General features: G+C 46.9%; 14 protein-coding genes. 8 read left to right on the plus strand and 6 right to left on the minus strand.

The window, feature by feature from the left end; translation table 11 throughout:
* Positions 1–55: 55 nt before the first annotated feature.
* From HU824_RS07875 to HU824_RS07905, 7 genes are all read left to right on the plus strand, one after another.
* The gene (locus HU824_RS07875) at positions 56–1,714 is read left to right on the plus strand and encodes a DUF6377 domain-containing protein (protein WP_176468568.1); all 1,659 of its coding nucleotides are present in this window, start codon (positions 56–58) and stop codon (positions 1,712–1,714) included.
* 249 nt (positions 1,715–1,963) lie between these two features.
* Positions 1,964–4,966 carry a TonB-dependent receptor gene (locus tag HU824_RS07880; RefSeq protein WP_176468569.1) on the plus strand — a complete coding sequence of 1,001 codons (3,003 nt, stop codon included), beginning with the start codon at positions 1,964–1,966 and terminating at the stop codon, positions 4,964–4,966.
* 14 nt (positions 4,967–4,980) lie between these two features.
* Complete coding sequence (locus tag HU824_RS07885) at positions 4,981–6,471, plus strand: RagB/SusD family nutrient uptake outer membrane protein (RefSeq protein ID WP_168354288.1); 1,491 nt, start codon at positions 4,981–4,983, stop codon at positions 6,469–6,471.
* A gap of 19 nt (positions 6,472–6,490) precedes the next feature.
* Entirely contained in the window at positions 6,491–7,987 is a 1,497-nt protein-coding gene (locus tag HU824_RS07890; RefSeq protein WP_176468570.1) for a SusF/SusE family outer membrane protein, read from the plus strand.
* A 13-nt stretch (positions 7,988–8,000) separates the two neighbouring features.
* Positions 8,001–9,806: a glycoside hydrolase family 66 protein gene (locus tag HU824_RS07895; protein WP_176468571.1), complete on the plus strand. Its 1,806-nt coding sequence runs from the start codon at positions 8,001–8,003 to the stop codon at positions 9,804–9,806.
* 33 nt (positions 9,807–9,839) lie between these two features.
* Positions 9,840–12,338 carry a glycoside hydrolase family 31 protein gene (locus HU824_RS07900; protein ID WP_176468572.1) on the plus strand — a complete coding sequence of 833 codons (2,499 nt, stop codon included), beginning with the start codon at positions 9,840–9,842 and terminating at the stop codon, positions 12,336–12,338.
* 21 nt (positions 12,339–12,359) lie between these two features.
* On the plus strand, positions 12,360–14,513 hold the full coding sequence (locus HU824_RS07905; protein WP_176468573.1) for a glycoside hydrolase family 97 protein: 2,154 nt from the start codon (positions 12,360–12,362) through the stop codon (positions 14,511–14,513).
* Between the two features lie 220 nt (positions 14,514–14,733).
* Here the strand turns inward: HU824_RS07905 and HU824_RS07910 are convergent, their stop codons facing one another.
* The 6 genes from HU824_RS07910 to HU824_RS07935 all read right to left on the minus strand — a co-directional run bounded on the left by HU824_RS07910 (position 14,734) and on the right by HU824_RS07935 (position 22,486).
* A complete protein-coding gene (locus HU824_RS07910) occupies positions 14,734–16,401 on the minus strand; it encodes a long-chain fatty acid--CoA ligase (protein WP_176468574.1) in 1,668 nt (555 codons plus the stop codon).
* A 115-nt stretch (positions 16,402–16,516) separates the two neighbouring features.
* Positions 16,517–17,968: a potassium/proton antiporter gene (locus tag HU824_RS07915; protein WP_136009592.1), complete on the minus strand. Its 1,452-nt coding sequence runs from the start codon at positions 17,966–17,968 to the stop codon at positions 16,517–16,519.
* 95 nt (positions 17,969–18,063) lie between these two features.
* On the minus strand, positions 18,064–19,371 hold the full coding sequence (locus tag HU824_RS07920; protein WP_176468575.1) for a PAS domain-containing sensor histidine kinase: 1,308 nt from the start codon (positions 19,369–19,371) through the stop codon (positions 18,064–18,066).
* Positions 19,361–20,731, minus strand: a complete 1,371-nt coding sequence (locus tag HU824_RS07925; protein WP_176468576.1) for a sigma-54 dependent transcriptional regulator — start codon at positions 20,729–20,731, stop codon at positions 19,361–19,363. The genes HU824_RS07920 and HU824_RS07925 overlap by 11 nt, the downstream gene beginning before the upstream one ends.
* A gap of 311 nt (positions 20,732–21,042) precedes the next feature.
* Entirely contained in the window at positions 21,043–21,705 is a 663-nt protein-coding gene (locus HU824_RS07930; RefSeq protein WP_176468577.1) for a hypothetical protein, read from the minus strand.
* On the minus strand, positions 21,680–22,486 hold the full coding sequence (locus HU824_RS07935; RefSeq protein WP_136011212.1) for a metallophosphoesterase: 807 nt from the start codon (positions 22,484–22,486) through the stop codon (positions 21,680–21,682). The genes HU824_RS07930 and HU824_RS07935 overlap by 26 nt, the downstream gene beginning before the upstream one ends.
* A 284-nt stretch (positions 22,487–22,770) precedes the next feature.
* Between HU824_RS07935 and HU824_RS07940 the strand changes: the two genes are divergently transcribed.
* Entirely contained in the window at positions 22,771–25,086 is a 2,316-nt protein-coding gene (locus HU824_RS07940; RefSeq protein ID WP_176468578.1) for an FtsX-like permease family protein, read from the plus strand.
* Positions 25,087–25,243 lie beyond the last annotated feature (157 nt).

Raw genomic sequence — 25,243 nt, forward strand, 5'->3', positions numbered from 1 at the left:
TACTTTTGCATGAGGATTCTCAAAAAGTATTGCCTTTGACTAATCAGAAAGCCGTATGAAAAATATAATTATATTCTTGTGTCTTTGTACCATCTATATGTGCCGCCTTTATGCTGCAAACAGCAGCCGGGCGGATTCTTTGCTGCTGAAACTGGACCGGGTGATAAAGGAGCGTCCCATATATATGGAGCAGAAAGAGCTGAAGCTGGTGGAGCTGAAAAGACAGTTGTATCGGCAGATACCGGCTGAAGAACGTTTTGCCATTCTTGGCACATTGCTGGATGAGTACCGTTCGTTCAATACGGATTCTGCATTGTACGTGGCCGAGGAGAGGGAACGGATAGCCATACGTCTTGGAAACCCGGGATACATAGACAATGCCCGCATGAATAAAGCAGATGTTTTGGGAATGACCGGTATGTATAAGGAGGTTATGGATTTAATGCAGAATATTCATGCAAATCGGTTATCGGAGGCTATCCGTCCATATTACTACCATATCTATCGTACGGTCTATGGCCTTATGGCCGATTATGCTGTGACGGAATATGAAAAGAAGCTTTATGCGGAGCTTACGGACAGATATCGTGATTCGTTGTTGCTGGTCAATAAAGATAATCTTCTGATACATACCTTGATTCAGTCCGACCAGTATAATGTACGCAATGAATGTGACAAGGCCATCCGTTTGCTGACAGATTATCTGGCACAGCAGAAGGACTATGAACACGACGTTGCGATTTGTGCCTATACTTTATCAGAGTCTTACCGTCTGAAAGGTGACAAGGAGAAGGAAAAGGAATACCTGATTGTTTCTGCTATAGCGGATATGAAAACCGCTGTCCGTGAATATGTCTCTTTGCGCAAGCTCGCGGTACTGCTTTACCAGGAAGGGGATATCGAGCGTGCCTATTCTTATGTGAAGATATGTATGGAAGACGCAGCCGCCTGCAATGCCCGATTGCGCAAGCTGGAGATTCTGGAAATCTTTCCTATCATTAATGATGCTTACCAGCAAAAGACAGAGAAGCAGCAAGAGCAGATGAAATGGGCACTGGTATCTATCAGCCTGCTTTCACTTTTTCTGTTGCTTGCCATATTCTATGTGTACAAGCAGATGAAGAAAGTGGCTGCTGCCCGCAGAGAAGTGATTGATGCCAACAAACGGCTGAAGGAGCTGAACAATGAGCTTCATCTCTCCAATGCACAGCTCAAGGAGGCGAACCATAGCATTGCTGAAAACTCTTATCTGAAGGAGGAGTATATCGGCCGATATATGGATCAGTGCTCGGTCTATTTGGAAAAGATGGACAATTACCGCCGGTCGCTGGGAAAGATTGCCGCTACCGGAAATGTGGAGGAACTCTACAAGAACATCAAGTCTTCCAAATTCATAGAAGGAGAATTGAAGGAATTCTATGCCAACTTTGACAATACTTTCCTGCAGCTGTTTCCTACTTTTGTAGAAGACTTCAATGCCCTGCTTGCCGATAATGAGCAAATATCCCTGAAAAATGGCGAACGGATGAATACAGAGTTGCGTATCTTTGCATTGATACGTTTGGGTATTACTGACAGCGTGAAGATAGCCCAATTCCTTCGGTATTCCGTTACTACTATTTATAACTATCGTACGAAAGTCCGCAATAAAGCTGCCGGTGACCGCGACTTATTGGAACAGGAAGTGATGAAAATTGGCAAGTCGAAGAACTGAAATTAGGGATTTTGAAGCCTGAAAGTGTCTCTTATACGTTTATATTTCCACTACTTTTTTAGTTGTATAATGATTTTATATGTTATTGATAAATAGAATTTTAAATCTGTTTTAATGGTGTAATACACTACTTTTTTACTCTTTCTCCCACTATTGACCTCTCTTATCTGATACATTTGCATTGTTCCTCTTTGGAAAGAGTGACACATGTGATTTATGTTTTTATTATTAACTTTTAATTCTTATATTATGCAAAAGTACAAAATGCCAATCGGCAGGCTACGGATGATGGTTTGTCTGATAGGGATGTTACTTCCGATGTGCATGTTCGCGCAGCAAATTACAGTACAAGGTGTAGTGAAAGACCAGACCGGTGAAACGGTTATTGGCGCCAGTGTAATGGAAAAAGGAACCACAAATGGGACAATAACCGGTATTGACGGTGATTTTTCCTTGAATATGTCTCCGAACGGTACCCTTGTCGTTTCATTTGTAGGCTATAAGACCCAGGAGGTTCAGGTGAAAGGACAGAAACAGCTTCAGGTAGTTTTGTCTGAAGATGCCGAAATGCTGGATGAAGTGGTGGTGATAGGGTATGGCACCATGAAGAAAAGCGACCTTACAGGAGCAGTGTCCTCCATCGGTAACAAGGATATCAAGGATTCCCCCGTATCCAATTTGGGACAAGCCATCCAGGGAAAAATCTCAGGTGTACAGATTGTAGATGCCGGTAAACCGGGAGACAATGTGTCCATCAAGATTCGTGGTTTGGGTTCTATCAACAACTGCGACCCGCTGGTCGTGATTGACGGAGTGCCTACCGACTTGGGCTTGTCTTCCTTGAATATGGCCGATGTGGAACGTTTGGATGTATTGAAGGATGCTTCGGCCACAGCCATCTACGGTTCTCGGGGAGCCAATGGAGTTGTGATGATTACCACCAAACGCGGTACGGAAGGAAAAGGAAAACTTGCTGTATCTGCCAATTACTCTTTCCAGAATGCTACGAACGTACCTTCTTTATTGAACGCGGCGCAGTATGCCGAGTTGAGTAATGACATGATGGTGAACAGTGGACGCAATCCTAATCCGGAATGGGCCAATCCTTCTGAATTGGGTGCAGGTACCGACTGGATGGATGAATTGCTCCGTACGGGTGTGATGCAGAACTATACGGTAAGTTATTCCGGCGGTAACGAGAAATCCCATTATTATGTGTCCGGTGGTTTTCTGGATCAGTCCGGTATCGTGAAGAGTGTGAATTACCGTCGCTTCACATTCCAGTCCAACAGTGATGCGCAAGTCTTGAAATGGTTGAAGTTCTCCAATAACATTACGTTCAGTGCCGATACGAAGAAGTCGGGCAGCTATAATATAGGCGACGCACTGAAAGCGCTCCCCATTTATCCGGTGAAGAATGAAGATGGCAGTTGGAGTGGCCCTGATGGTAATTCGGAATGGTATGGCAGCACGCGCAATCCCATTGGGCCGACGGAGCTGAATAAGAGTAAGACTGATGGATACAACTTCCTGGCCAACTTGACGGCAGAACTTACTTTTACCAAATGGCTCAAATTTAAAAGTACCTTCGGCTATGATGCCAAATTCTGGTTCATAGACAACTTTACTCCCAGGTATAACTGGAAACCTACTCCCACAGAAGAGACTTCACGCTATAAGAGCGACAATAAGTCGTTCACCTATCTGTGGGACAACTATTTCCTATTCGACCATACTTTTGCAGAAAAACATCGTGTGGGATTGATGGCCGGTATGTCTGCCCAATGGAACACACACGACTACTTGAATGCGCAGAAGAATGTGTTTATGTTCGACAATGTGCACGAAATGGATAATGGCGAGGAAATGTATGCCATCGGTGGAAACGAGACAGAGTGGGCGTTGCTCTCTTGCATGGCACGTGTCAACTACTCTTACGAAGACCACTATCTGCTGACAGCAACCATTCGTCGTGACGGTTCCAGCCGTTTCGGTAAGAAACATCGCTGGGGTACTTTTCCTTCCGTATCTGTGGCATGGCGCGCTTCTCAGGAAGAGTGGTTTCCAAAAAACGACTATATCAATGACTTGAAAGTGCGTGTGGGATACGGTGTGACCGGTAGTCAGGCAAGTGTTGGAAACTATAGCTATCTGGCATCCTACAATACTAGTGTATATCCTTTTGGCATTTCGAGCGGCAATCAGACAGCGCTGGTTTCTTCTACCCTCGCTAACCCGTATATCCATTGGGAAGAGGTGGCACAAACCAACATCGGTTTTGATGCCTCACTGTTCAATTCACGCGTTATGTTCTCGTTCGATGCTTATCTGAAGGAGACGAGAGACATGCTGGTAAAGGCGTCTATCCCCATCACATCGGGATTTGAAGATACTACAACCACGTATACCAATGCCGGAAAAGTACGTAATCAAGGTATTGAAATGAGCCTGCATACCATCAACCTGACGGGTGAACTGGGATGGGAAACGAATCTGACCGCCACTTACAACAAGAATAAAATTAAGGATTTGAACAGCGACGTTCCGTATTACATTAATCAAATCAATAACTCTTATATAACGATGCTGGCAAAGGACTATCCCATCAACGTTTTTTATGGTTATGTTACTGACGGAATCTTCCAGAACCAGTCCGAAGTGAATGCACATGCCGTGCAGCCGGGAGCTGAGCCGGGTGATATTCGTTTCAGGGATTTGAACAACGACGGTGTTATCAATGACAATGACCGTACCGTTATCGGCAACCCGAACCCAAGTTGGCTGTTCTCCATGAACAACAGCCTTTCCTATAAAGGTTTCGAACTTTTAGTTTTCCTGCAAGGTATAGCCGGAAATAAGATATACAATGCCAACAATATCGACAATACCGGTATGGCAGCTGCCTATAACCAGACTATCGACGTACTGGAGCGTTGGCAAGGAGAGGGCACCAGTAATTCGATGCCGCGTGCCGTGTTCGGCGACCCCAATCAGAATACACGCGTATCAGATCGCTTTGTGGAGAATGGTTCTTATCTGCGCTTGAAGAATATCACACTCTCATATACTTTCCCGAAGCAGTGGTTGCAGAAAGCCCGGATTGAGAATGCACGCCTTTCACTCTCTTGTGAGAATGTGGCTACCATCACCGGATATTCCGGTTTCGACCCCGAAGTGGGTATTAACGGAATAGATCAGAATCGTTACCCCATCTCCCGTACGTTCAGTGTAGGATTAAACTTTAACTTTTAATGATTGACTCGGATATGAAAAAGATAACAAATTTACTATATATGCTGGCGGTATTGCTGCTGGCTTCCTGCAGCGACTTCCTGGACAAGTCTCCTAAAAATACGGTTGACCCGGAAACGACGGTGACCGATGATGTGGCCATTGCTCTGACCAATGCCTGCTATCGCACCCTTCAGTCTTCCAATATGTACAACCAGCGTATCTGGACATTGGATATTGTGGCAGGCAATAGCTTGGTTGGTGCCGGTGGCGGTACTGATGGTCTTGAAACGATACAAGCTTCTAACTTCATTACGCAGAGTGACAATGGGATGGCATTGTACATGTGGCGTTCTCCCTGGGTGGGGATAGGACAATGCAACATTGTGTTGAATAGTCTTTTGGAGGCTGAAGCCGTGTCAGAGAGAATCAAGAACCGCTGTCTGGGAGAGGCTTATTTTCTCCGTGCACATTATTACTATGTGCTGGTACGTCTGTACGGTGGTGTTCCACTGCGTTTGGCTCCTTATAATCCGGGAGAACCGACAGACATTGCACGCGCTACAGTCGAAGAGACTTATGCCCAGATAATTTCCGATTGTAAGAATGCGGTTGACCTGCTTCCTGCCAAGTCTTCTTACGACGACGAAAATGTGGGACGTGCTTGCAAAGATGCAGCTTTGGCCATGTTGGCAGATATTTATCTGACGCTGGCTCCTAATCATACGGAATATTATCAGGAGGTGTCTGATTTGTGTGATGAGATAACAAATTTGGGGTATGACCTTTCTTCCTGCAAGTATGAGGACAATTTCGATGCATTGGTCAATAACGGGCCGGAATCTTTATTCGAAGTCCAGTATTCGGGAAATACGGAATATGATTTCTGGGGGAACAACCCGCAGTCTTCCTGGCTTTCCACTTTCATGGGGCCCCGTAATTCGGATTTTGTTGCCGGAAGTTATGGCTGGAACCAGCCTACAGAAGAATTTGTGGGGCAATATGAGAGCGGTGACAAACGTAAGGATTTGACCGTGCTTTATGCCGGATGTCCGGACTTTGACGGTAAGGCTTACAAAAGCTCTTATTCCAATACGGGATACAATGTACGCAAGTTCCTAGTGTCGAAAACGGTTTCTCCGGAGTATAACACCAATCCTGCGAACTTCGTAATTTATCGTTATGCGGACGTCCTGCTGAAGAAGGCCGAAGCTTTGAATGAAATGGGACGCCCTGACCAGGCTGCCGCTCCTTTGAATATTGTACGTAAGCGTGCCGGACTGCCGGAGGTTTCGGGCTTGTCACAGGAAACCATGCGTGAAAAGATTATCCATGAGCGCCGCATGGAACTAGCTTTCGAAGGGCATCGCTGGTTCGACATGATTCGTGTCAACAATGGAGAGTATGCCATTAAATTCCTGCATTCCATTGGAAAGAGCAACGTGAACAAGAACCGCTTGCTGTTCCCTATTCCGCAGACGGAGATGGATGCTAATACCTTAATGGTGCAGAACCCGGGTTATTAATTAATTTAATCAGAAGAATATGAAGAAATATATTTCACACCTTGTATTTGCCTTACTGGGCTGTGCAGCCTTATCTGCTTGTGTAGATGATGATTACATGGAATTGGATAAAGGACAGAATGAACTTGTACTGACGGCCAGCAAGACGGAAGTTGTTTTGAATGAGCAGGCACATGCCGATGATGCCCTGGAGCTTTCCTGGACTACGGGAACCAATTATGGGACGGGCAATAAAATATCCTATACGTTGGAACTGGCAAAGGCCGGCAGTAATTTTGCAAACTCTTATGTGGCTGTGGAGAATGCCGTACAAGAATACTCATGGAAAAAGAGCGTGGAGGAATTGAATGACATCCTGCGCAACCATTTTGGGGCAACTGCCGGGGAGAACATTTCGCTGGAGGCGCGGTTGACAGCTGTTGTAACGGAACGGGACGAAAAGCAGGTATCTATCACTGCTTTCAGCGTTACTGCTTATAAACCGCTTACATCCACCCTTTATCTTATAGGTAGTGCCACTCCGGGCGGATGGAGTGCCGATGATGCGACAGAAATGATCCGCAAGGACAATGGTATCTTTACATGGACGGGCCGACTTGTTGCGGGTGAATTTAAGTTCATCACGACCTTAGGCTCATTCCTGCCCTCTTACAACAAGGGAACAGACGGCTTGCTGATGCTTCGTAGCAGTGATGACCAGCCGGACATACCTTTTATTGTCGAGGAAGATCATAATTACATCGTCGAGGCCAATCTGTTTACCGGTGTTCTTACATTGACCCAGACAGAGACGTTGGCACCTGCCTACGACCAGCTTTATTTTGTGGGTAACGCTACGGATTGGGGATTCGTGAAGATGAAACAAGATGTGCTCGACCCATACTTGTTCCGCTTCGGCAAGTTCTTCGAAGTGGGCAAAGGAGGGGAATTCAAGTTCGGAACCTCCGATGGAAGTTGGGAGAATATGTATAAGGCCAAGAACGCCGATGCTGCTTATACCGATACAGAAGTGGTGTTTGTGAAAGGGTTCGACCCGGACAATAAATGGGTGCTGAAAGACGGGGAATGCGGCAAGGCCTACAAGATTTGCATGGATATCCGTAGTGGTAAGGAACGCATGATGATGAGCGAATTTACTCCGTATGAGATGATTTATATGGTAGGTGATGCTACTCCGGCCGGTTGGACGATTGGTGATGCTACGCCGATGCAGACAACGGATAATCCGTATGTGTTCACTTGGAAAGGTACGCTGAATGCCGGTGAGTTGAAATTTACTTGTGATAAGCAGGAAGATTGGAATGGAGCCTGGTTCATGCCGGCTGTAGCAGACAAACAGCCTGCCGGAGAAACTGAACCGATGCTTTTCCTTGATAAATCAGACGAAGCGTTCAAAGCGCAATATCTGGACGTGATGGTAGGCGGCATCGACCAGAAGTGGAAGATTACGACAGCAGGTTCCTATCTGATTACTTTGAATCAGCTGGAAGAGACAATTTCAATCGTGAAACAATAAGTATCTACAATAGATGAAGAAGATAGTTTATACAACAATGGTAGCCTTGCTGCTGGTTGCATGCAGCAAGGAGAGTGATGATACCGGTAGCGGTACCGGTGGAGGCGGAGAGAGTGGAGGGGTTACGGAAGTAACCCCAGTCACCTCGGACTTGACGGTCAATCTCACTACCGACAAGGCATGTTACCGGCCGGGCGAGAGTGTTTCTTTTACAGCTGACGCCCTTCCTGCCGGAGCTAAAATCCGCTACCGGACAATGGACAAGGTTGTATCGGAGCAGGCTGCTGTCGGTACTACTTGGACTTGGACTGCTCCGGCAACCGATTATACCGGTTATCTGGTGGATGTATACCGTACAAAAGAGAATGGAACAGAGGTTATTCTTGGTACTATTGCCGTAGATGTATCCAGTGACTGGACACGTTTTCCACGTTATGGTTTCGTTGCCACTTTTGATGCTTCGAAAAAGGTGGATGGAGTGATAGAGAAGGAGATGGCTTTCCTGAACCGTTGCCACATTAACGGGGTACAGTTTCAGGATTGGCACAACAAGCATCACTGGCCGTTAGGTGGTACGCGTGAGCATCTGGACGAGGTCTATAAGGACATTGCCAACCGGGAGGTCTATACCGAGGTAGTGAAGAAGTATATCTCTACACAACACAGCCTGGGCATGAAGTCCATGTTTTACAATCTATGTTTCGGAGCTTTGGACGATGCCGTTTCCGACGGAGTAAAGGAAGAATGGTACATATTCAAGAACACGGGACGTATGGATAAGGATTCGCATGACTTGCCCTCCAGTTGGAAAAGTAATATCTTCCTGCTCAATCCCACCAATACGGAATGGCAGGCATATATTGCCCAGAAAAACGATGATGTTTATGCCAATCTGGACTTTGACGGTTATCAGATAGACCAACTGGGAAACCGGGGTGACCGCTATGACTATGATGGCAATAAGGTAAATCTGCCTAAGGGATATGCCTCGTTCATCGAAGCCATGAAACAGAAGCATCCGGACAAGCGTTTGGTGATGAATGCCGTCTCCAGCTATGGAGCTTCCCAGATAGCTGGTACGGGTAAAGTGGATTTCCTTTATAATGAAGTATGGGGCGATGAGGCAGGCTTCAAGGATCTGCACACCATTATCAAAGCGAACGACCAGTATGGCAACCATACCTTGAAAACGGTGTTTGCCGCATACATGAACTATGACAAGGCAGGTAGCAGTACCGGTGAGTTCAATACACCGGGTGTGCTGCTGACGGATGCCGTAATGTTTGCATTGGGTGGTTCACATTTGGAATTGGGCGACCACATGCTATGTCAAGAGTATTTTCCAAGTACGGCTTTGCAAATGAACGATGTACTGAAAACAGCCATGATTCGTTATTATGACTTTATGACAGCTTATCAGAATCTACTTCGTGACAAGGATACGGAGGCGGAGATAGCTGTTTCTTTGACTTGTACGGATGCCACACAGAATCTTTCTCTGAATGTGTGGCCACCGCAGAAGTCTGCCATCACTGTTTATGCCAAAAATGTAAATGGCAGGCAAGTCATTCATTTGCTTAACTTCCTCAATGCAGATAATTTGAGTTGGAGGGATTTGAATGGGACAATGCCTGAACCGCGCTTGGTATCTGACGTACCGCTGAAGATGAATGTTTCCGGCAAAGTGAACAAGATATGGGTTGCATCGCCCGATTTCCATGCCGGTGCTTCGCAGGAACTGGTGTTTGAACAGAAAGACGGTACGGTTACCTTTACCTTGCCTTTGCTGAAGTACTGGACAATGCTTGTGATGGAGTAAAATATTTTATTAAGGAACAAACAGATTATGGTAATGAAGAAATATATACTTTTATTTTTCACGGTCTGTGCATTTACGGTATGTGCATATGCGCAGAGCCGTACTGGAGACTGTACGTCCTATACCAGCAACGAGCGGAGTGTGACCTTTCATTTGAATGACAGTTCTGCCATACAATTGCGCCTGTGCAGCCAGTCTACGGTGCGTATCTGGTTTTCTCCCGATGGAAGTTTCCAGCGCAATAATCCTTCTTTTGCCGTTGTTAATGAGGACTTGGAAGATGTGGGTACTGTTCATGTGGACGAGCAGAATGCTTGTTACGAGATTTTTACTCCCAAGCTTCGCATTCGGGTAAACAAATCCCCGTTTAACTTACAGATATTCGACAAGTATCAGAAACTGCTGTTCAGTGATTATGCCGATAAAGGACATATCAGTGACGGACAACGCAAACTGGAATACAAGATTCTTCGTCGCGATGAACACTTCTTCGGCCTGGGAGAAAAGACCGGCAAGCTGGATCGTCGGGGTGAAGCCTACAAGATGTGGAATAGCGACAAGCCTTGTTATAGCATCGTTGAGGATCCGCTCTACAAGAGTATTCCGTTCTTTATGAGCAGTTATCGTTATGGTATTTTCCTGGACAATACGTATAAAACCGAATTTAAGTTTGGTACGGAAAGCCGCGATTACTACAGTTTCGAGGCTCCTGGGGGAGAGATGATTTATTATTTCATCTTCGGGAAGGATTATAAGGAAATCATGAAACAATATGTCGACCTGACGGGAAAACCCATAATGCCTCCTAAATGGGCATTGGGCTTTGCACAATGCCGGGGACTGCTGACGAGCGAGAAATTGTCTTATGAAATAGCCGAAGGCTATCGCAAACGCGGAATTCCTTGTGATGTTATTTACCAGGACATCGGCTGGACACAATATTTGCAGGATTTCGAGTGGCGGAAAGGGAATTACGAGAATCCGAAAAAGATGCTTGTAGACCTCAAGGATATGGGATTCAAGGTGGTAGTCTCGCAAGATCCAGTCATTTCACAAGCCAATAAGCGGCAATGGGAGGAAGCCGATAGGTTAGGGTATCTGGTAAAGGACTCCACCGATGGCAAGAGTTATGACATGCCCTGGCCCTGGGGCGGTAATTGTGGCGTAGTAGACTTCACCCTTCCTGCTGTGGCAGACTGGTGGGGAGCTTATCAGCAGAAGCCCATTGATGATGGCATTGCCGGTTTCTGGACTGATATGGGTGAACCTGCCTGGAGCAATGAGGAGCAGACAGAACGGCTGGTGATGAAACACCATTTGGGCATGCATGATGAGATTCACAATGTTTATGGTCTTACGTGGGATAAGGTGGTGAAGGAGCAGTTTGAAAAACGGAATCCTGACCGTCGCGTATTTCAGATGACACGTGCCGCTTTTGCGGGCTTGCAACGCTATACCTTCGGCTGGACTGGTGACTGTGGAAACGGTGATGACGTGACGCAGGGCTGGGGGCAGATGGCCAATCAGATTCCGGTATTGTTGTCTGCCGGTTTGGGAATTATTCCTTTTACTACTTGTGACATTACCGGTTATTGCGGAGATATAGAGGATTATCCTGCGATGGCTGAACTTTATACGCGGTGGATACAGATGGGCGCTTTCAATCCCCTGAGCCGCATTCATCATGAGGGCAACGTGGCTGTGGAGCCGTGGCTGTTCGGCGAAGAGTCCGAGAAGAATGCCAAGACAGCCATCGAATTGAAATATCGCCTTTTGCCTTATATCTATACGTATGCCCGCGAAGCACACGAAACGGGGTTGCCCCTCATGCGACCGATGTTTCTGGAATATCCGGCAGATATGGAAACGTTCTCTACGGATGCCCAGTTTATGTTTGGCAGTGAGCTACTGGTTGCTCCGGTAGTAAAAAAAGGAGCGAGAAATAAAAATGTTTATCTTCCTGAAGGAACTTGGATTGACTACAACAACAAACACACAGCATATAGCGGTGAGCAATGGATGACGGTGGATGCTCCCCTCAATACTATTCCTATGTTTGTAAAGCAAGGAAGCATCATACCCCAAATGCCGGTCATGAACTATACGGACGAGAAACTTGTCTATCCGGTTACGTTTGAGATATTTCCTGCTGCAGCGGGCAGTGAAACAACCTTCTCGCTTTATGAAGATGCAGGAACTGATTTAGGATATTTGCGTGGAGAGTTCATGCGCACTCCTATTACTTGCCAGACTACCGACAAAGGCTATACGCTGAAAGTAGGTACACGGACCGGTGAGAAATATAGCTTACCCGGCCAACGAAACCTGATGTTCTGCATCTATACGGAACAGATGCCGAAAACGGCTTTGCTGGACGGTCAGAAAATCAAGAAAACGAATGTCGGAAAGCTGGAAGAAAATCGGGAGACAGAGTTTACGATAACTGCCTGGTGTCCCGACAAGAAGCAGGAGACCTGCCTGCTGAGGTTACCGGATGATGGAAAGGAGCATATCATTGAGTTTATCTATTAACACAAAAAACATATCATTATTATGAAGAAATTTGTACTTAGCGCGGCTTTGCTTTTTTCTGCCCTAGCGGGGAATGCTGAAGGCATTTCATCCCCTTCGGGCATGGTGAAGCTGGATTTTGAACTGACAAAAGACGGGAGACCAGCCTATCAGGTGGATTATAAAGGGGCCCCTGTCATCAATCTCAGTACGTTGGGACTGGAACTTAAAGGAGCTACCAGCCTGATGGATGGTTTCAAAGTAGTAAGGACTTCTACTTCCACTTTCGATGAAACCTGGCAACCGGTGTGGGGGGAAACAAAAGATATCCGCAACCACTACAACGAATTGCTGGTAGAACTTGAACAACCGTCTACCACTCGTTTTATGAATATCCGTTTTCGGGTATATGATGACGGCGTGGGATTCCGTTATGAGTTTCCGCAACAGAAGAATCTGGTTTATTTTGTGATAAAGGAAGAACATTCCCGGTTTGCCATGACCGGCGACCATACTGCCTGGTGGATTCCGGGAGATTATGATACCCAGGAATATGATTACACGGAGTCCAGGCTCTCTGAAATCCGTGGACTGCTGCAGGGAGCTGTGAGCGACAATGCGTCACAAACTGTCTTTTCGCCGACGGGTGTCCAGACTTCCATACAGCTTAAAACAGCTGATGGAGTGTACCTTAACCTGCACGAGGCAGCTTTGGTGGACTACTCCTGCATGCATCTCAACCTGGATGACAAGAACCTCGTTTTTGAATCCTGGCTGACTCCGGACGCCCAAGGAAATAAAGGATATATGCAGTCTCCCTGCCATACTCCCTGGCGTACGGTCATGGTCAGTGATGATGCCCGCGAGATACTGGCCTCCAATTTGATTCTCAATCTGAATGAGCCTTGCAAGTATGATGATACCTCCTGGATTAAGCCGGTGAAATATGTCGGCGTATGGTGGGAAATGATTGCAGGGGGAAAGCCCTGGGCATATACTTTTGACCTCCCTTCTGTGAAACTGGATGATACGGACTATTCCAAGATGAAACCGAACGGCATTCATCCGGCCAACACGGCTAATGTGAAGAAGTACATAGACTTTGCTGCCGAACATGGTTTTGACCAGGTGTTGGTGGAAGGCTGGAACACGGGCTGGGAAGACTGGTTCGGTAATTCCAAGGATTATGTTTTCGACTTCGTGACTCCTTATCCCGACTTTGACATCAAGTATCTGAATGAATATGCCCATTCTAGAGGTGTCCGTCTGATGATGCACCATGAAACATCGGCTTCCGTCCGTAACTATGAGCGGCACATGGAGGCCGCCTACCGGCTGATGAACAAATACGGATATAATTCGGTAAAGAGTGGCTACGTAGGCAATATGATTCCCCGTGGCGAGCATCACTATGGACAATGGATGAACAACCATTACCTATACGCCGTGACCGAAGCTGCCAAACACAAGATAATGGTCAATGCCCATGAAGCGGTACGTCCGACCGGTTTATGCCGTACCTATCCCAATCTGATAGGCAATGAATCTGCCCGAGGCACGGAGTATGAGGCTTTCTCTGGTAACAAGCCCTTCCACACAACGATACTTCCGTTTACCCGTCTGCAAGGCGGCCCGATGGACTATACGCCCGGTATCTTTGAAATGGACATCAATAAATTGAATCCGAACAGCCATACGCATGCCAATACTACCTTGGCGCGTCAGCTGGCACTCTATGTCACTATGTACAGCCCTCTACAAATGGCTGCCGACCTTCCTGAGAACTATGAGCGTTTCATGGATGCTTTCCAGTTCATCAAAGATGTGGCTGTGGATTGGGACGACAGCCGCTATCTGGAAGCTGAGCCGGGACGTTACATCACTGTTGCCCGTAAGGCAAAAGGCACGAATGACTGGTTTATCGGTTGCACCAGCAGTGAGCACGGACATGCTTCTACTTTGAAACTGGACTTCCTGGATGCAGACAAGCAGTATATTGCAACTGTCTATGCCGATGCAAAAGATGCCGGTTATAAGACAAATCCGCAAGCTTATGTTATCCGTAAAGGTATCGTTTCTCCCAAAACGGTCTTGAAACTGAAAGCTGCTTCCGGTGGAGGCTATGCCATCAGCATCATGGAGGTGAAAGATAAATCTGTATTGAAGGGACTGAAGAGGCTTTCCGGGAATATCTGATTTACGGGCATAAAAAAAGGAGTACCGCTGTACTCCAACCTTTGTTAACCTTAAATCTAATACTATGAAAAACACATTGCAAAGATACGGATATTGGGAGAATGTGCAAATTATCCAAATAAAAAAGTGTGTTTTATAACACTTATTAGCTATTTGTTCCTTTGCTTCTATTTTTGTTAACCAAAAGAAAACGTTAAAAGAGCAGTTTGCCCCATTCCCCTTATCCTTTTGCCTCCTGATACATGAATCTCTTGATACTCTTCTTGGCTGTTTTCTCGAACTCCTCGAAGTGTATCTTGACTTTTGTAATCTGGCTGTAGGCCGGTAATTGCAGATTCAATTCATTCCGGTTGTCCTCCATAATCTTCTCAACGTCCGATTGCTCCAAGCCGTGGGCGAATGCATCGTCGAAATCGGGATAGATAAGGGCCACAAGTTTGTCTTTTTGCAATAGGATGAGTGATTCGGATACGTATGGCATGTTGTTCAGCTTGCTTTCAATTTCTTCGGGGTAGATATTCTGGCCGCTGGCTGTGAGTAGCATGTTCTTGCTACGTCCGCGGACGGTGACATATCCTTCGGCATCCATCGTTGCAAGGTCACCAGTGTGCAGCCAGCCGTTTATATCGATGATTTGGGAGGTGGCTTCGGCATTCTTGTAATAGCCCAGCATCAGATTGGCACCTTTACAGATTATTTCTCCTGCCACGTTCTGCGGATCGGGGGAGGCAATCTTCACTTCCATGCGGGTGGCTGCTTTGCCACAGGAAGCCGGTTTCAGTGTTTCCCAACGGCTGGAGCAAATGATGGGACCGCATTCCGTCATGCCATATGCGATGGTGTAGGGGAAACTTATCTGCTTCAGGAAACGTTCCACATCCGCATTGAACGGTGCTCCTCCGATAATGATTTCATCGAAATTGTTGCCAAAAGCCTCCATTGCCTTTTTGCGCATGTCAGCCTTTATTCTATCGTTGACAATGGGCATCCGCAGCAGCAACTTGCCTATTTTATTGTCTATCCGGGGCAGAATGTCCTTCTTGATAATCTTCTCTACGATGAGCGGTACACATGAAATGACCCGTGGCTTGATTTCGGAGAATGACTGTGCGATAATCTTGGGAGACGGCATACGGGTAAGGAAGTACAGATGGGCACCTGCGGAAAAACCGTACAGGAAATCGTACACCATGCCAAAGACATGTCCCAGAGGTAACATGGATACGATATGGTCTCCCGGACGTACGGGAAGCATTTCATGGCAATAGGCTACATTGGACTCCAGGCTACGATAAGGGAGCATGACCCCTTTGGAATATCCCGTAGTCCCTGAAGTGTAGTTTATGACAGCCAGTTCTTCGGGCGACTCCTCTTTGCGGTAGCTGATATGCTCGGGACGGAAATTCTTGGGGAAGCGTGCGCCATAGAGGACGTTGCGGTGTTCGAAAGCCTCCATCAGTTGTTCATTTCGGCAAACCACCGGAGTGAAATCCGTCAGCAGTACAATCCCCATCAACTGGGGCATTGCCTCTTCATTTAGATTCTCCCATGCGCGGTCGCCGACAAATAGCAATTTGGCTTCGGAATGGTTGACGATGTTGTGGATATTGTCAGCCTTGAACTCATGCAGAATGGGAACAATGACGGCTCCATAGGTAACCGTTGCCAGAAAAGCGACTGCCCAATGTGCACTGTTACGTCCACAAACGGCAATCTTGTCTCCGGGCTGTATACCGGCACTTTCCAATACGATATGGAATTTGGCTATTTTTCTTGCCACATCTTTGTATTGTAGTGTAACTCCTTTGTAGTCTGTCAGGGCATTGCGATCCCAGTTTTTAATAATGCTTTGTTCTATATAATCGATGAACCCTTGTTCTTGTTCCATTCAGCTGTTGCACACTTTAGTTAAAACTGCGCAAAGATAGGTCTTATAGTGATGCAAAGCAAATAGTTTCCGCTTTTTTCTTGTCTTGGGACGGATAGAAACCTATCCGTAATTCTTATTCCTTACCATTTTCCGAAATAAGAAGCAGCTTGTCACCGGCATGAAGCTTTAATGTCCCGTTCGGAATAAGGTACTCATTTCCGCGTTTTACAATCATCACCAGTGTACCTTTGGGCAAGTTCATATCTTTTAGAGTATCTGCCTGGTCCAGTATTTCTTGTGTAATGGTCATATCGTGCAGGTTGGAGTCAATTTCTTCGGGCAGTTCGACTCCAAAATCATTTCCGGTTTTTTCCAGCGGGGTAGAGAGGTTTAGCAGCCGGGCCACCCGGGAGACTGTGGTACCCTGGATGACTAGCGAGACGATGGTTATAAAGAATACAATGTTGAAGATGACATGGGCACCGGGCACATTGGCTACCACGGGATAGGTGGCAAAGATAATGGGTACTGCGCCACGTAATCCTACCCACGATACGAACAGCCGTGACTTGAGGGTGATTCTCTTGCCAAAGGGCAGCAGGCAGAGAAAAACGCTGAGAGGACGTCCCACAACAATCATGAATATGCCGATGAGCAATGCCACGACTGCAACTTCCAACATTTCGTGGGGGTTGACAAGCAGACCGAGGCAGAGGAACATGATGATTTGGAAAAGCCAGGTCAGTCCATCCATAAAGGTATAAATCTCTTTCCGGTGCATGATTTTGTTATTGCCCACTATCATTCCGGCAATATACACGGCCAGGTAACCGTTGCCTTTCAGCAGGTCGGTGATGGAGAAGATGAAAAATATGAAAGACAGCAATAGGATAGGATAGAGTGCTTGGTTGTCTATATTCAGCCGGTTTAGCATAAGGATGGCCAGCTTTCCGAGGAAATAACCGGTTGCAGCGCCGACAATGAACTGTATGGCAAAAGAGCTTAATATCTGGGGAACTCCCATTCCGGAGGACTGGATGAATTGAATCAACACGATGGTCAGCATATATGCCATCGGGTCGTTACTACCGCTTTCCAGCTCCAGCATGGGGCGCAGATTATGTTTCAGGTTTATTTTTTGTGAACGCAGAATGGCGAATACAGAGGCTGAGTCGGTAGATGACATGGTGGATGCAAGCAAAAGGGAGGTTATCAGCGGCAGGTGGATGTTGGTCCAGCTCATGCCAGACAGCCACCAGATAAATAATCCGGTAAAGAGGGCCGTGAGTAGTACTCCTACAGTTGACAAAACAATGCCGTGAGTTAATATGGGTTTTATCTCCGTAAACTTGGTGTCCATACCGCCGGAGAACAAAATAATGCTGAGGGCAACCATGCCGATGAACTGTGCTTCTTTGGCGTTGTGGAACTGCAACCCCAATCCGTCACTGCCGAACAGCATGCCGACGACAAGAAAAAGTAATAACGCTGGTACCCCGAAACGGTATCCGGTCTTGCCGACAATGATGCTGACGAAAAGTAATATGGAACCTATAAGTAGTATGTTTCCTGCTGTAAATATCATAAATTCTATGCTATATAGTTTGCAATGTGCTCTTTCTTAATGTATAATAGTACAAAGATATGCAATGTGTTTAACAAATACAAATCTAAAATAGTTCAATTGAACTTTAAAATAAATGTGGTTTCTTTACCTGGTAATAAAGATAGATTTCCGCCGGACAGCCTCATGATTTGCCGGGAAATACTCAGTCCAATACCGCTTCCGCCCTCTTTGGTCGTAAAGAAGGGGATAAATATGTGTTCAGCGATGTCATTGGGAATGGCAGGTCCGTTGTTGGAAATTTCTATCAGTATGGTTTCTGCTTCATTGCAGTAGGCATGTATGTTGATATGTCCTTCTTTATCTGTATTTTTATCCGATTCGATGGCTTGCATGGCATTTTTCAGTAAATTGATGACCACTTGTGATATCAGGTTCTCGTCGGCATATAGAATAAGGTCATTTGGTGCGATGTCCGTATGAAAGGTGGCCCGGACATTGGGGTGCTGGTGACGGGCAAGTTCGACCATCCGCTCGATGAAGCTTTTTACGTAGAACAAGGATGGTTCGGGGGTGGGAATACGGGTAAATTTCCGGTATGATTCCACAAAAGAGAGCAGGCCTTTGCCCGTACTGCTGATAGTCTGCAGGCCGTTTCTGATTTCTTCTTTGGAGGCTTGTGCCTCGGTCAGTTCCAGCAGTGTATCGCTCAGGGAGGTTATGGGAGTGACGGCGTTCATTATTTCGTGTGTCAGTACGCGGGTGAGCCTGATCCAGGAATCTATTTCCTTCTCATCCAGTTCGTTGTTGATGTCGTTCAAGGCGAGGATGCGCAGATGCTCTTTACGGACTGTAATGTCGCTGACGCGGACGGACATATTTACAGTGCCTCGCTCGTTGTTGAAAGGCATTTGCAGTTTGTCTCCCGGCCGGCAATTGTCAAGGAGGGACGAAAGACGCGGGTCTATGCGATTCAGCTGGCTGACGTGGGTAAAGACATTAAGGCCCAGCAAGCGGAGGGCTTCGCTGTTTTTCTGATATACGGCACCATTGTCGTTCAGCACAAGGATACCGGTATTCACGCAGTCCAGAATGAGTTCGTAGTATTTTTCTTGCTGTGCTGTTTCGCTTTTCACATTATAGAGTATATGGGCAACCCGGTTCAATGCACGGTTCACGAGGCGTGCGTCGGCAGTGTTTTCCGTTTCGGAGAAGTGGATGGCATTATCGTTGTTTTCGATGGCGTCGAGCATGAAAAGCACCTTCCGCACGTGATGGCGGTATAGCTTCTGCTGCCAGTACAAGACTATGGGAAGCAGCGCGGTGCAGAGAGCGCCCCAAAATATGTCGACAGTCCACATCACCCCTGCAAGGAGCGCTACTGCCAGACTGACGGCAACACGGAATGTATAATTAGAGGCCATACTTCTTCATTTTGTTGTACAGCGTCTGTCGGGTGATGCCCAGCTGTGCGGCAACGGCAGAGAGATTTCCGCTGCATTTGTCGAGCGTTTTCCGTATCATCTGCATTTCCATTTCTTCGAGCGTGGATGCGGAAGCTTCGGGAGTGCCGGTTCGCCATGCCAGCTGGAACAGTTCTGCGGGAAGGGTGTCGTTGTCACAGATGATAATGGCTTTTTCGATGGCATGTTCCAGTTCGCGGATATTGCCATACCAGGGGTGGAGCGTAAGCTTCTCGCGGGCGCCGTCCGTCAGCTTGACGAAGGGTTTGTCATATTGCTTGCAGAAGCGGGCGATGAACAGTTCTGCAAGGGGGATGATGTCTTCGGGCCGCTCGCGCAACGAGGGTATCTCGAGGTGTATCGTATTGATGCGGTACAGCAAATCCTCGCGGAATTCGCCTTTTGCCACCATCTCGGGCAGGTTGCGGTTTGTGGCGCAAATCAGCCGTATGTCTACGGAAATGGTAGTGTTGCTGCCTACACGGACAATGCTTCGGCGTTGGATGGCAGTCAGCAGTTTGGCTTGCAGATGATAGGGGAGATTGCCTATTTCATCGAGAAAGAGGGTGCTGTGCGCGGCTGCTTCGAACTTGCCGGCACGGTCGGCATGGGCGTCGGTGAAAGAGCCTTTCATGTGGCCGAACAGCTCGCTTTCGAAAAGGCTTTCGGTGACTGCTCCCATATCCACACTTACCATGTCCTGCCGGTTGCGGGATGAGAGGGAGTGTATTTCGCGTGCCAGCATCTCTTTACCGGTACCGTTCTCGCCTGTAATAAGAATATTGGCATCGGTAGAGGCCACTTTTTCCACCAAAAGACGAAGCTGTTGCATGGCGGGGCTGTTTCCCCAATACATGTTGCGGGTATCCGCAAGCGGGTGGCTGTTTTCTGCCGTACGTCCGGCATTTGGGCCGTTGGCCGGAGATTTTGTTTCAGAAGCCGATACGGCGTTCAGCAAGGTTTCCACCAGTTTCCGGTTGTTCCAGGGTTTCACGACGAAGTCTGTGGCTCCTTCCTTGATTCCCCGTACGGCAAGGTCTATGTCGGCATAGGCGGTAAACAGCACTACGGGCAGGGCGGGACATTGCTTTTTTATTTCATGGAGCCAGTATAATCCCTCGTTGCCGGTATTGATGCCCGAGGTGAAGTTCATGTCAAGAAGAACCACTTGCCATGACTTTTCCCGCAATACGCTGGGCAGGGTTACGGGAGAGGGAAGTGTGATTATCCCTTCAAAATATGGCTTCAACAAAAGCTGCAAGGCGGTAAGTACGCCTCGGTTATCATCGACAATCAGGATGTTTCCGTTTTTTTTTGCCATAAACTATTTCTGTTTTCTGTGGGCAAAGTTAATGATTTATCTGCATTATATTCGGCAAATCTCTCAGTTTTCAAAGTATTAAGATTCTCCTTCTCATTTAGCAAATCCTTATGCCGCTTTATTCTATATTTTTGCTTACTAAGAATTAATCGTCCGACAGTTGTTGAATTATCGTCCGACAGCTGTCGGACGATAATTCAACAACTGTCGGACGATAATATAACGATTGTGGAACGAATAGATTTAAGTAAAACAGAAATTAGTTGGCAGCAACTTCAGTAAGAGTTCATGGCGGTACTGAAAAAAAGAACTTATAGCAGTTGCAGTTTGATGCCAAACGACAAGCTCAGATAATCCTTGGGTTTCAGATACTTGTTGGTGAAGGCGCTGACTACATATAGGTCACATGTACTTATTTCATAGAAAAAAGTGATTTCTTTGGCCGTGAACCGTCGTTGCGGGTCGATGTCGTAAGTGATGCGCTGTCCTAAAAATACATGGGTGCGCACCTTGGAGGAGAATCCATAGTACCCTTTAGGATAGCGTTCCGGTTCGTTGACCCAGAATTCATTGCCGAACACCGTGTTCAGATACATGCCACAAGCCAGCGGTTCTACAGAGAAACGGCTTTGCTTGATTGGCAGGCTCCAGGGAAGGTAGTTCTGCTTGACGGTGAATGTCAGCTTGGTACGTTTGGAGTCGTATTTGGGCAATACTCCGAAGAATACGTCTGTTTCCCATTGGTTTCTTCTGCCGTAATCCCATCCGGTACCGAATGACAGCAACCCCATATTGCCGGCAAACTGAATTTTTGTGTGTGTCGGAATCAGGGCCTCCCAATGCCTGCGGTAGCGGTGTACGCGGCGGTCGTAACGGTTCTCCCTAATATCTTGTGAAAAAGCAGAAAAAGAGCATACCGACAAGAAGACGACGGCACATGCCAGATGATTAATAATATGCCACTTCGCGTTCATATCCGTCGGGGGTTATGGTGAATATATAGTAATTGCGGTTCTTCATGCAGTCGCTCATGTAATACATTATCCCGTCTTCAAAGAGGTCTTTCTCGAAGCGATGGTGTTCGTGTGCGGATGTACAGAACTGCAGTCCGGGAAATTCCTTGATGTAACGCTGGAATACGTGTGCCACATTATTGTTGAACTCGTTGCAGAACGGGCGTATGTGCATGGACACAACGGTTTTATCGAATTCCTCTTCACGGTCGCGTATCTGTGCGGCAAGAAATTCGAAGTCGGGAATGGGGCGGGAGTAGTCGAATTCGATGGCGTTGGTATTCAGGCAGACAAACTTTACCCGTCCTGCAATGAAGGAGAAATTGGGGTTTCCGAATATTGCGCGATAAGTCTCTTCGCCCGTGCCCAGGCAGTCGTGGTTGCCGAGAAGTACCACATAGGGTATCTTGAGTTTGTTCATAATGTCCCGTTGCCAAAGGAACTCGTCTGTTACACCGAAGTCACTGACGTCTCCGCCATGAATGACGAAATCTATGTCGTCCCGCTTGTTGAGGTGGCTTACAAAGTCGGCAGTCTCGTCATACCAGCGCTGGGAGTCACCCATTGTTACGAACCGGATTGTTGTCTTGTTCTGGCAGTTCTGCTCTATTTGGGCAATGTTGTGGGCATTGACATCGGTTTCACCGCTGATGTGTACATCGTAAGGGTGATAATCTATCATGTCGCAGCCAGCCATGAGCAGGCATAGGAATGAAGGATATAAGAGTTTGGGGAATTTCATGTGCAGGTGCTTCATTTAATGTTTATACTCTATCTTTAGAAAACTGTGGGCAAAGGTAAAGTTTTCATTCTTATGGATTCTTTTCTAATTTCCCTTTTTTTTGTTCTATGAGGCTGAACAGAGATTCGGCCTCTGTCTAATTTTTAGACGGGAGTGTCTAAAAATTAGACACCTTTGTCTTCTTCTGAAATGCAATATGCATTGATAATCAGATTTGTGCATTCTTTGGCACGCTTTCTGCGATATGAAAAGCAAGAAAATATATCTAATAAACGATAAACGGAATGAAACAAATCTATTATGTAATTCAGACTTTGCTGCGGGGACGCGGTTCGAATATCATCAAGGTCATTTCTTTGGGATTGGGGTTGACGATGAGTATTCTGCTTTTCTCCCGCGTGGCATATGAACAGAGTTTTGACACTTGCTTTAAGGATTATGATAACTTGTATCAGGTATGGTCGATATTTTCGGTGAAAGGAGAGAAGTTTGAGCCTCAGGAGTGGAATTACGGTCCCGTGGCAGGGGCCATTCTGGAGAACTTTCCTCAAGAGGTGGAATCGGCGGTAAGTTTAAGCACGTCTATGGTATCTGCTCCCCTTTACAATGGAAGCGTGCGGCTTAATGATAGGAAAATTGCAGCCGATTCGCTGTTCTTCCGTACCATGGGCATCGACGTCTTGAACGGGAATCCCGAAAAGGACTTGGTGCAGAAGGATATTATTTTCTTGAGTGAACGCTTTGCAAGGAAAGTGTTCGGTGAGGAGAATCCTATAGGGAAAACGCTTAATTATGACCATCAGTTTGACCTGACGGTGAAGGGAATCTATGCCAATTTGCCTGAGAACGCCACAATCAATCCGGAAGCGGTTATCTCGATGCCTACCTTGTGGAGCCGCAACTGGAATGCCTACTCGTGGAGCGGGGGAGACAGTTGGGTAGAGTTTATCCGCTTCCGTCCCGGTGCCGACAAATCTGTTGTCAATGCGCGTATTGATGCCATGATAGACAAATACCGCCCGGCGGAAGATAAAAAAGTGTACGGTTACACGGCTTTTGTACAGCCCATCCGTGATACATATCGCAATTATGATGATGTGCGTCGGATGCGTGTCATCATGAGTATTCTTGGTTTTGCCATTCTTTTCATTGCGGCGTTGAACTATGTGTTGATTTCCATTTCCTCTTTGAGCCACCGCGCCAAGTCGGTAGGCGTACATAAATGCAGCGGTGCGAGCGGTGGCACGGTTTTCAGTATGTTTTTGCTGGAAACGGGCATCATCATTGTGGCGGCATTGCTGCTGATGGCGTTGATAATGATTAACTTCCGCGATTTTGTGGAAGACACGGTCGTGGTAAAGCTTTCCACCTTGTTGGCTCCGCAGCGTATCTGGGTACCATTGTCGGTAGTGCTTCTGCTGTTTATTGTGGGAGGCGTGTTGCCGGGCCGGCTCTTTGCGCGTATTCCCGTGTCGCAGGTGTTCCGCCGCTATACCGAGGGGAAAAAGGGGTGGAAGCGTCCGTTGCTGTTTGTGCAGTTTGCAGGCGTGGCATTCATCAGTGGATTGATGTGTGTGGTGATGTCGCAATATCAGTATGTACTGAAAAAGGATATGGGGTATAATCCCAAGCAGATAGCCATAGGCAATGCCTACTGGGATAATGAAGCGACGCGTGATGCAGCTTGTCAGTTCTTCAAGGGATTGCCCTACGTGGAAGCGGTGTCCAGCGCCAACAGCACCCCCATTAGCGGATATAGTGGTGCGATGATTCATAGTGAGAGCGGGCAGGCACTTTTCTCTTGTCGTGCTTCTTATTACATGCGCGAGGACTTTCCTGCCTTGATGGGCATGACTATGAAGACGGGACGTATGGCACGCGATAAAGAGGAAGTCGTGGTGAACGAGACTTTTGCCGAGATGATGCGTTGGGGAGACGACGTCGTGGGCCGTACGGTATATACCGAAGGGAATACATTCAAGGTCGTAGGGCAGTTGAAGGATTTCCAGATAGAGAGTTTCAGAACCGAGAAGATGCCTTTCATAGCCCGGGGAAACAAGAGTTTTTATGGAACGGTACATGTCCGTTTGAAAGAACCCTTTACCGAAAATCTGCAGAAGCTGAACCGCGATGTAGTCGAGGCTTTCCATGACCGGACCATTGACTTTACCGGCTATGAGAAAAGAATCGAGAACAGCTATAATTCTGTCCGTGTATTCCGCAATGCCACTTTGATGGCGGCAGTGACCATATTCTTCATCATGCTGATGGGGCTGATTGGGTATACCATCAACGAGGTACACCGCCGCAGCAAGGAGATTGCCATCCGCAAGGTGAACGGGGCAGAGGCTTCCGGCATCTTGGAAATGCTGTCGAGGGATATACTCGTTGTGGCAGCTCCGGCAGTCGTCATCGGTACGGTATTGGCATGGCATGTCAACGGAATGTGGATGGAGCAGTTCGCGGAGCGTGTTCCCGTCAGTTGGGCAGTATACGTACTGGTAGTGATGGTCAATCTGGTGATTATCGTAGCCTGCGTACTTTGGAAGTCCTGGCGGATAGCGAACGAGAACCCGGTAAACAGCATTAAGAGCGAATAATAATAATATTAATACATAGAATATCATGATCATTAGTGTCCCATAAAAAATAGGGACTAGTTAAACATTAAATAAATTTGGCCCATTTGGTCCGAAACGGTCTTTGTCATATTGAAATTTAGTTTTGTCGAAGAGGTCTTTCAAGTGCGTTTTGTCA

Origin of the sequence: Bacteroides sp. L10-4, assembly GCF_013373675.1 — a bacterium.
Classification (GTDB): Bacteria; Bacteroidota; Bacteroidia; order Bacteroidales; family Bacteroidaceae; genus Bacteroides; species Bacteroides muris.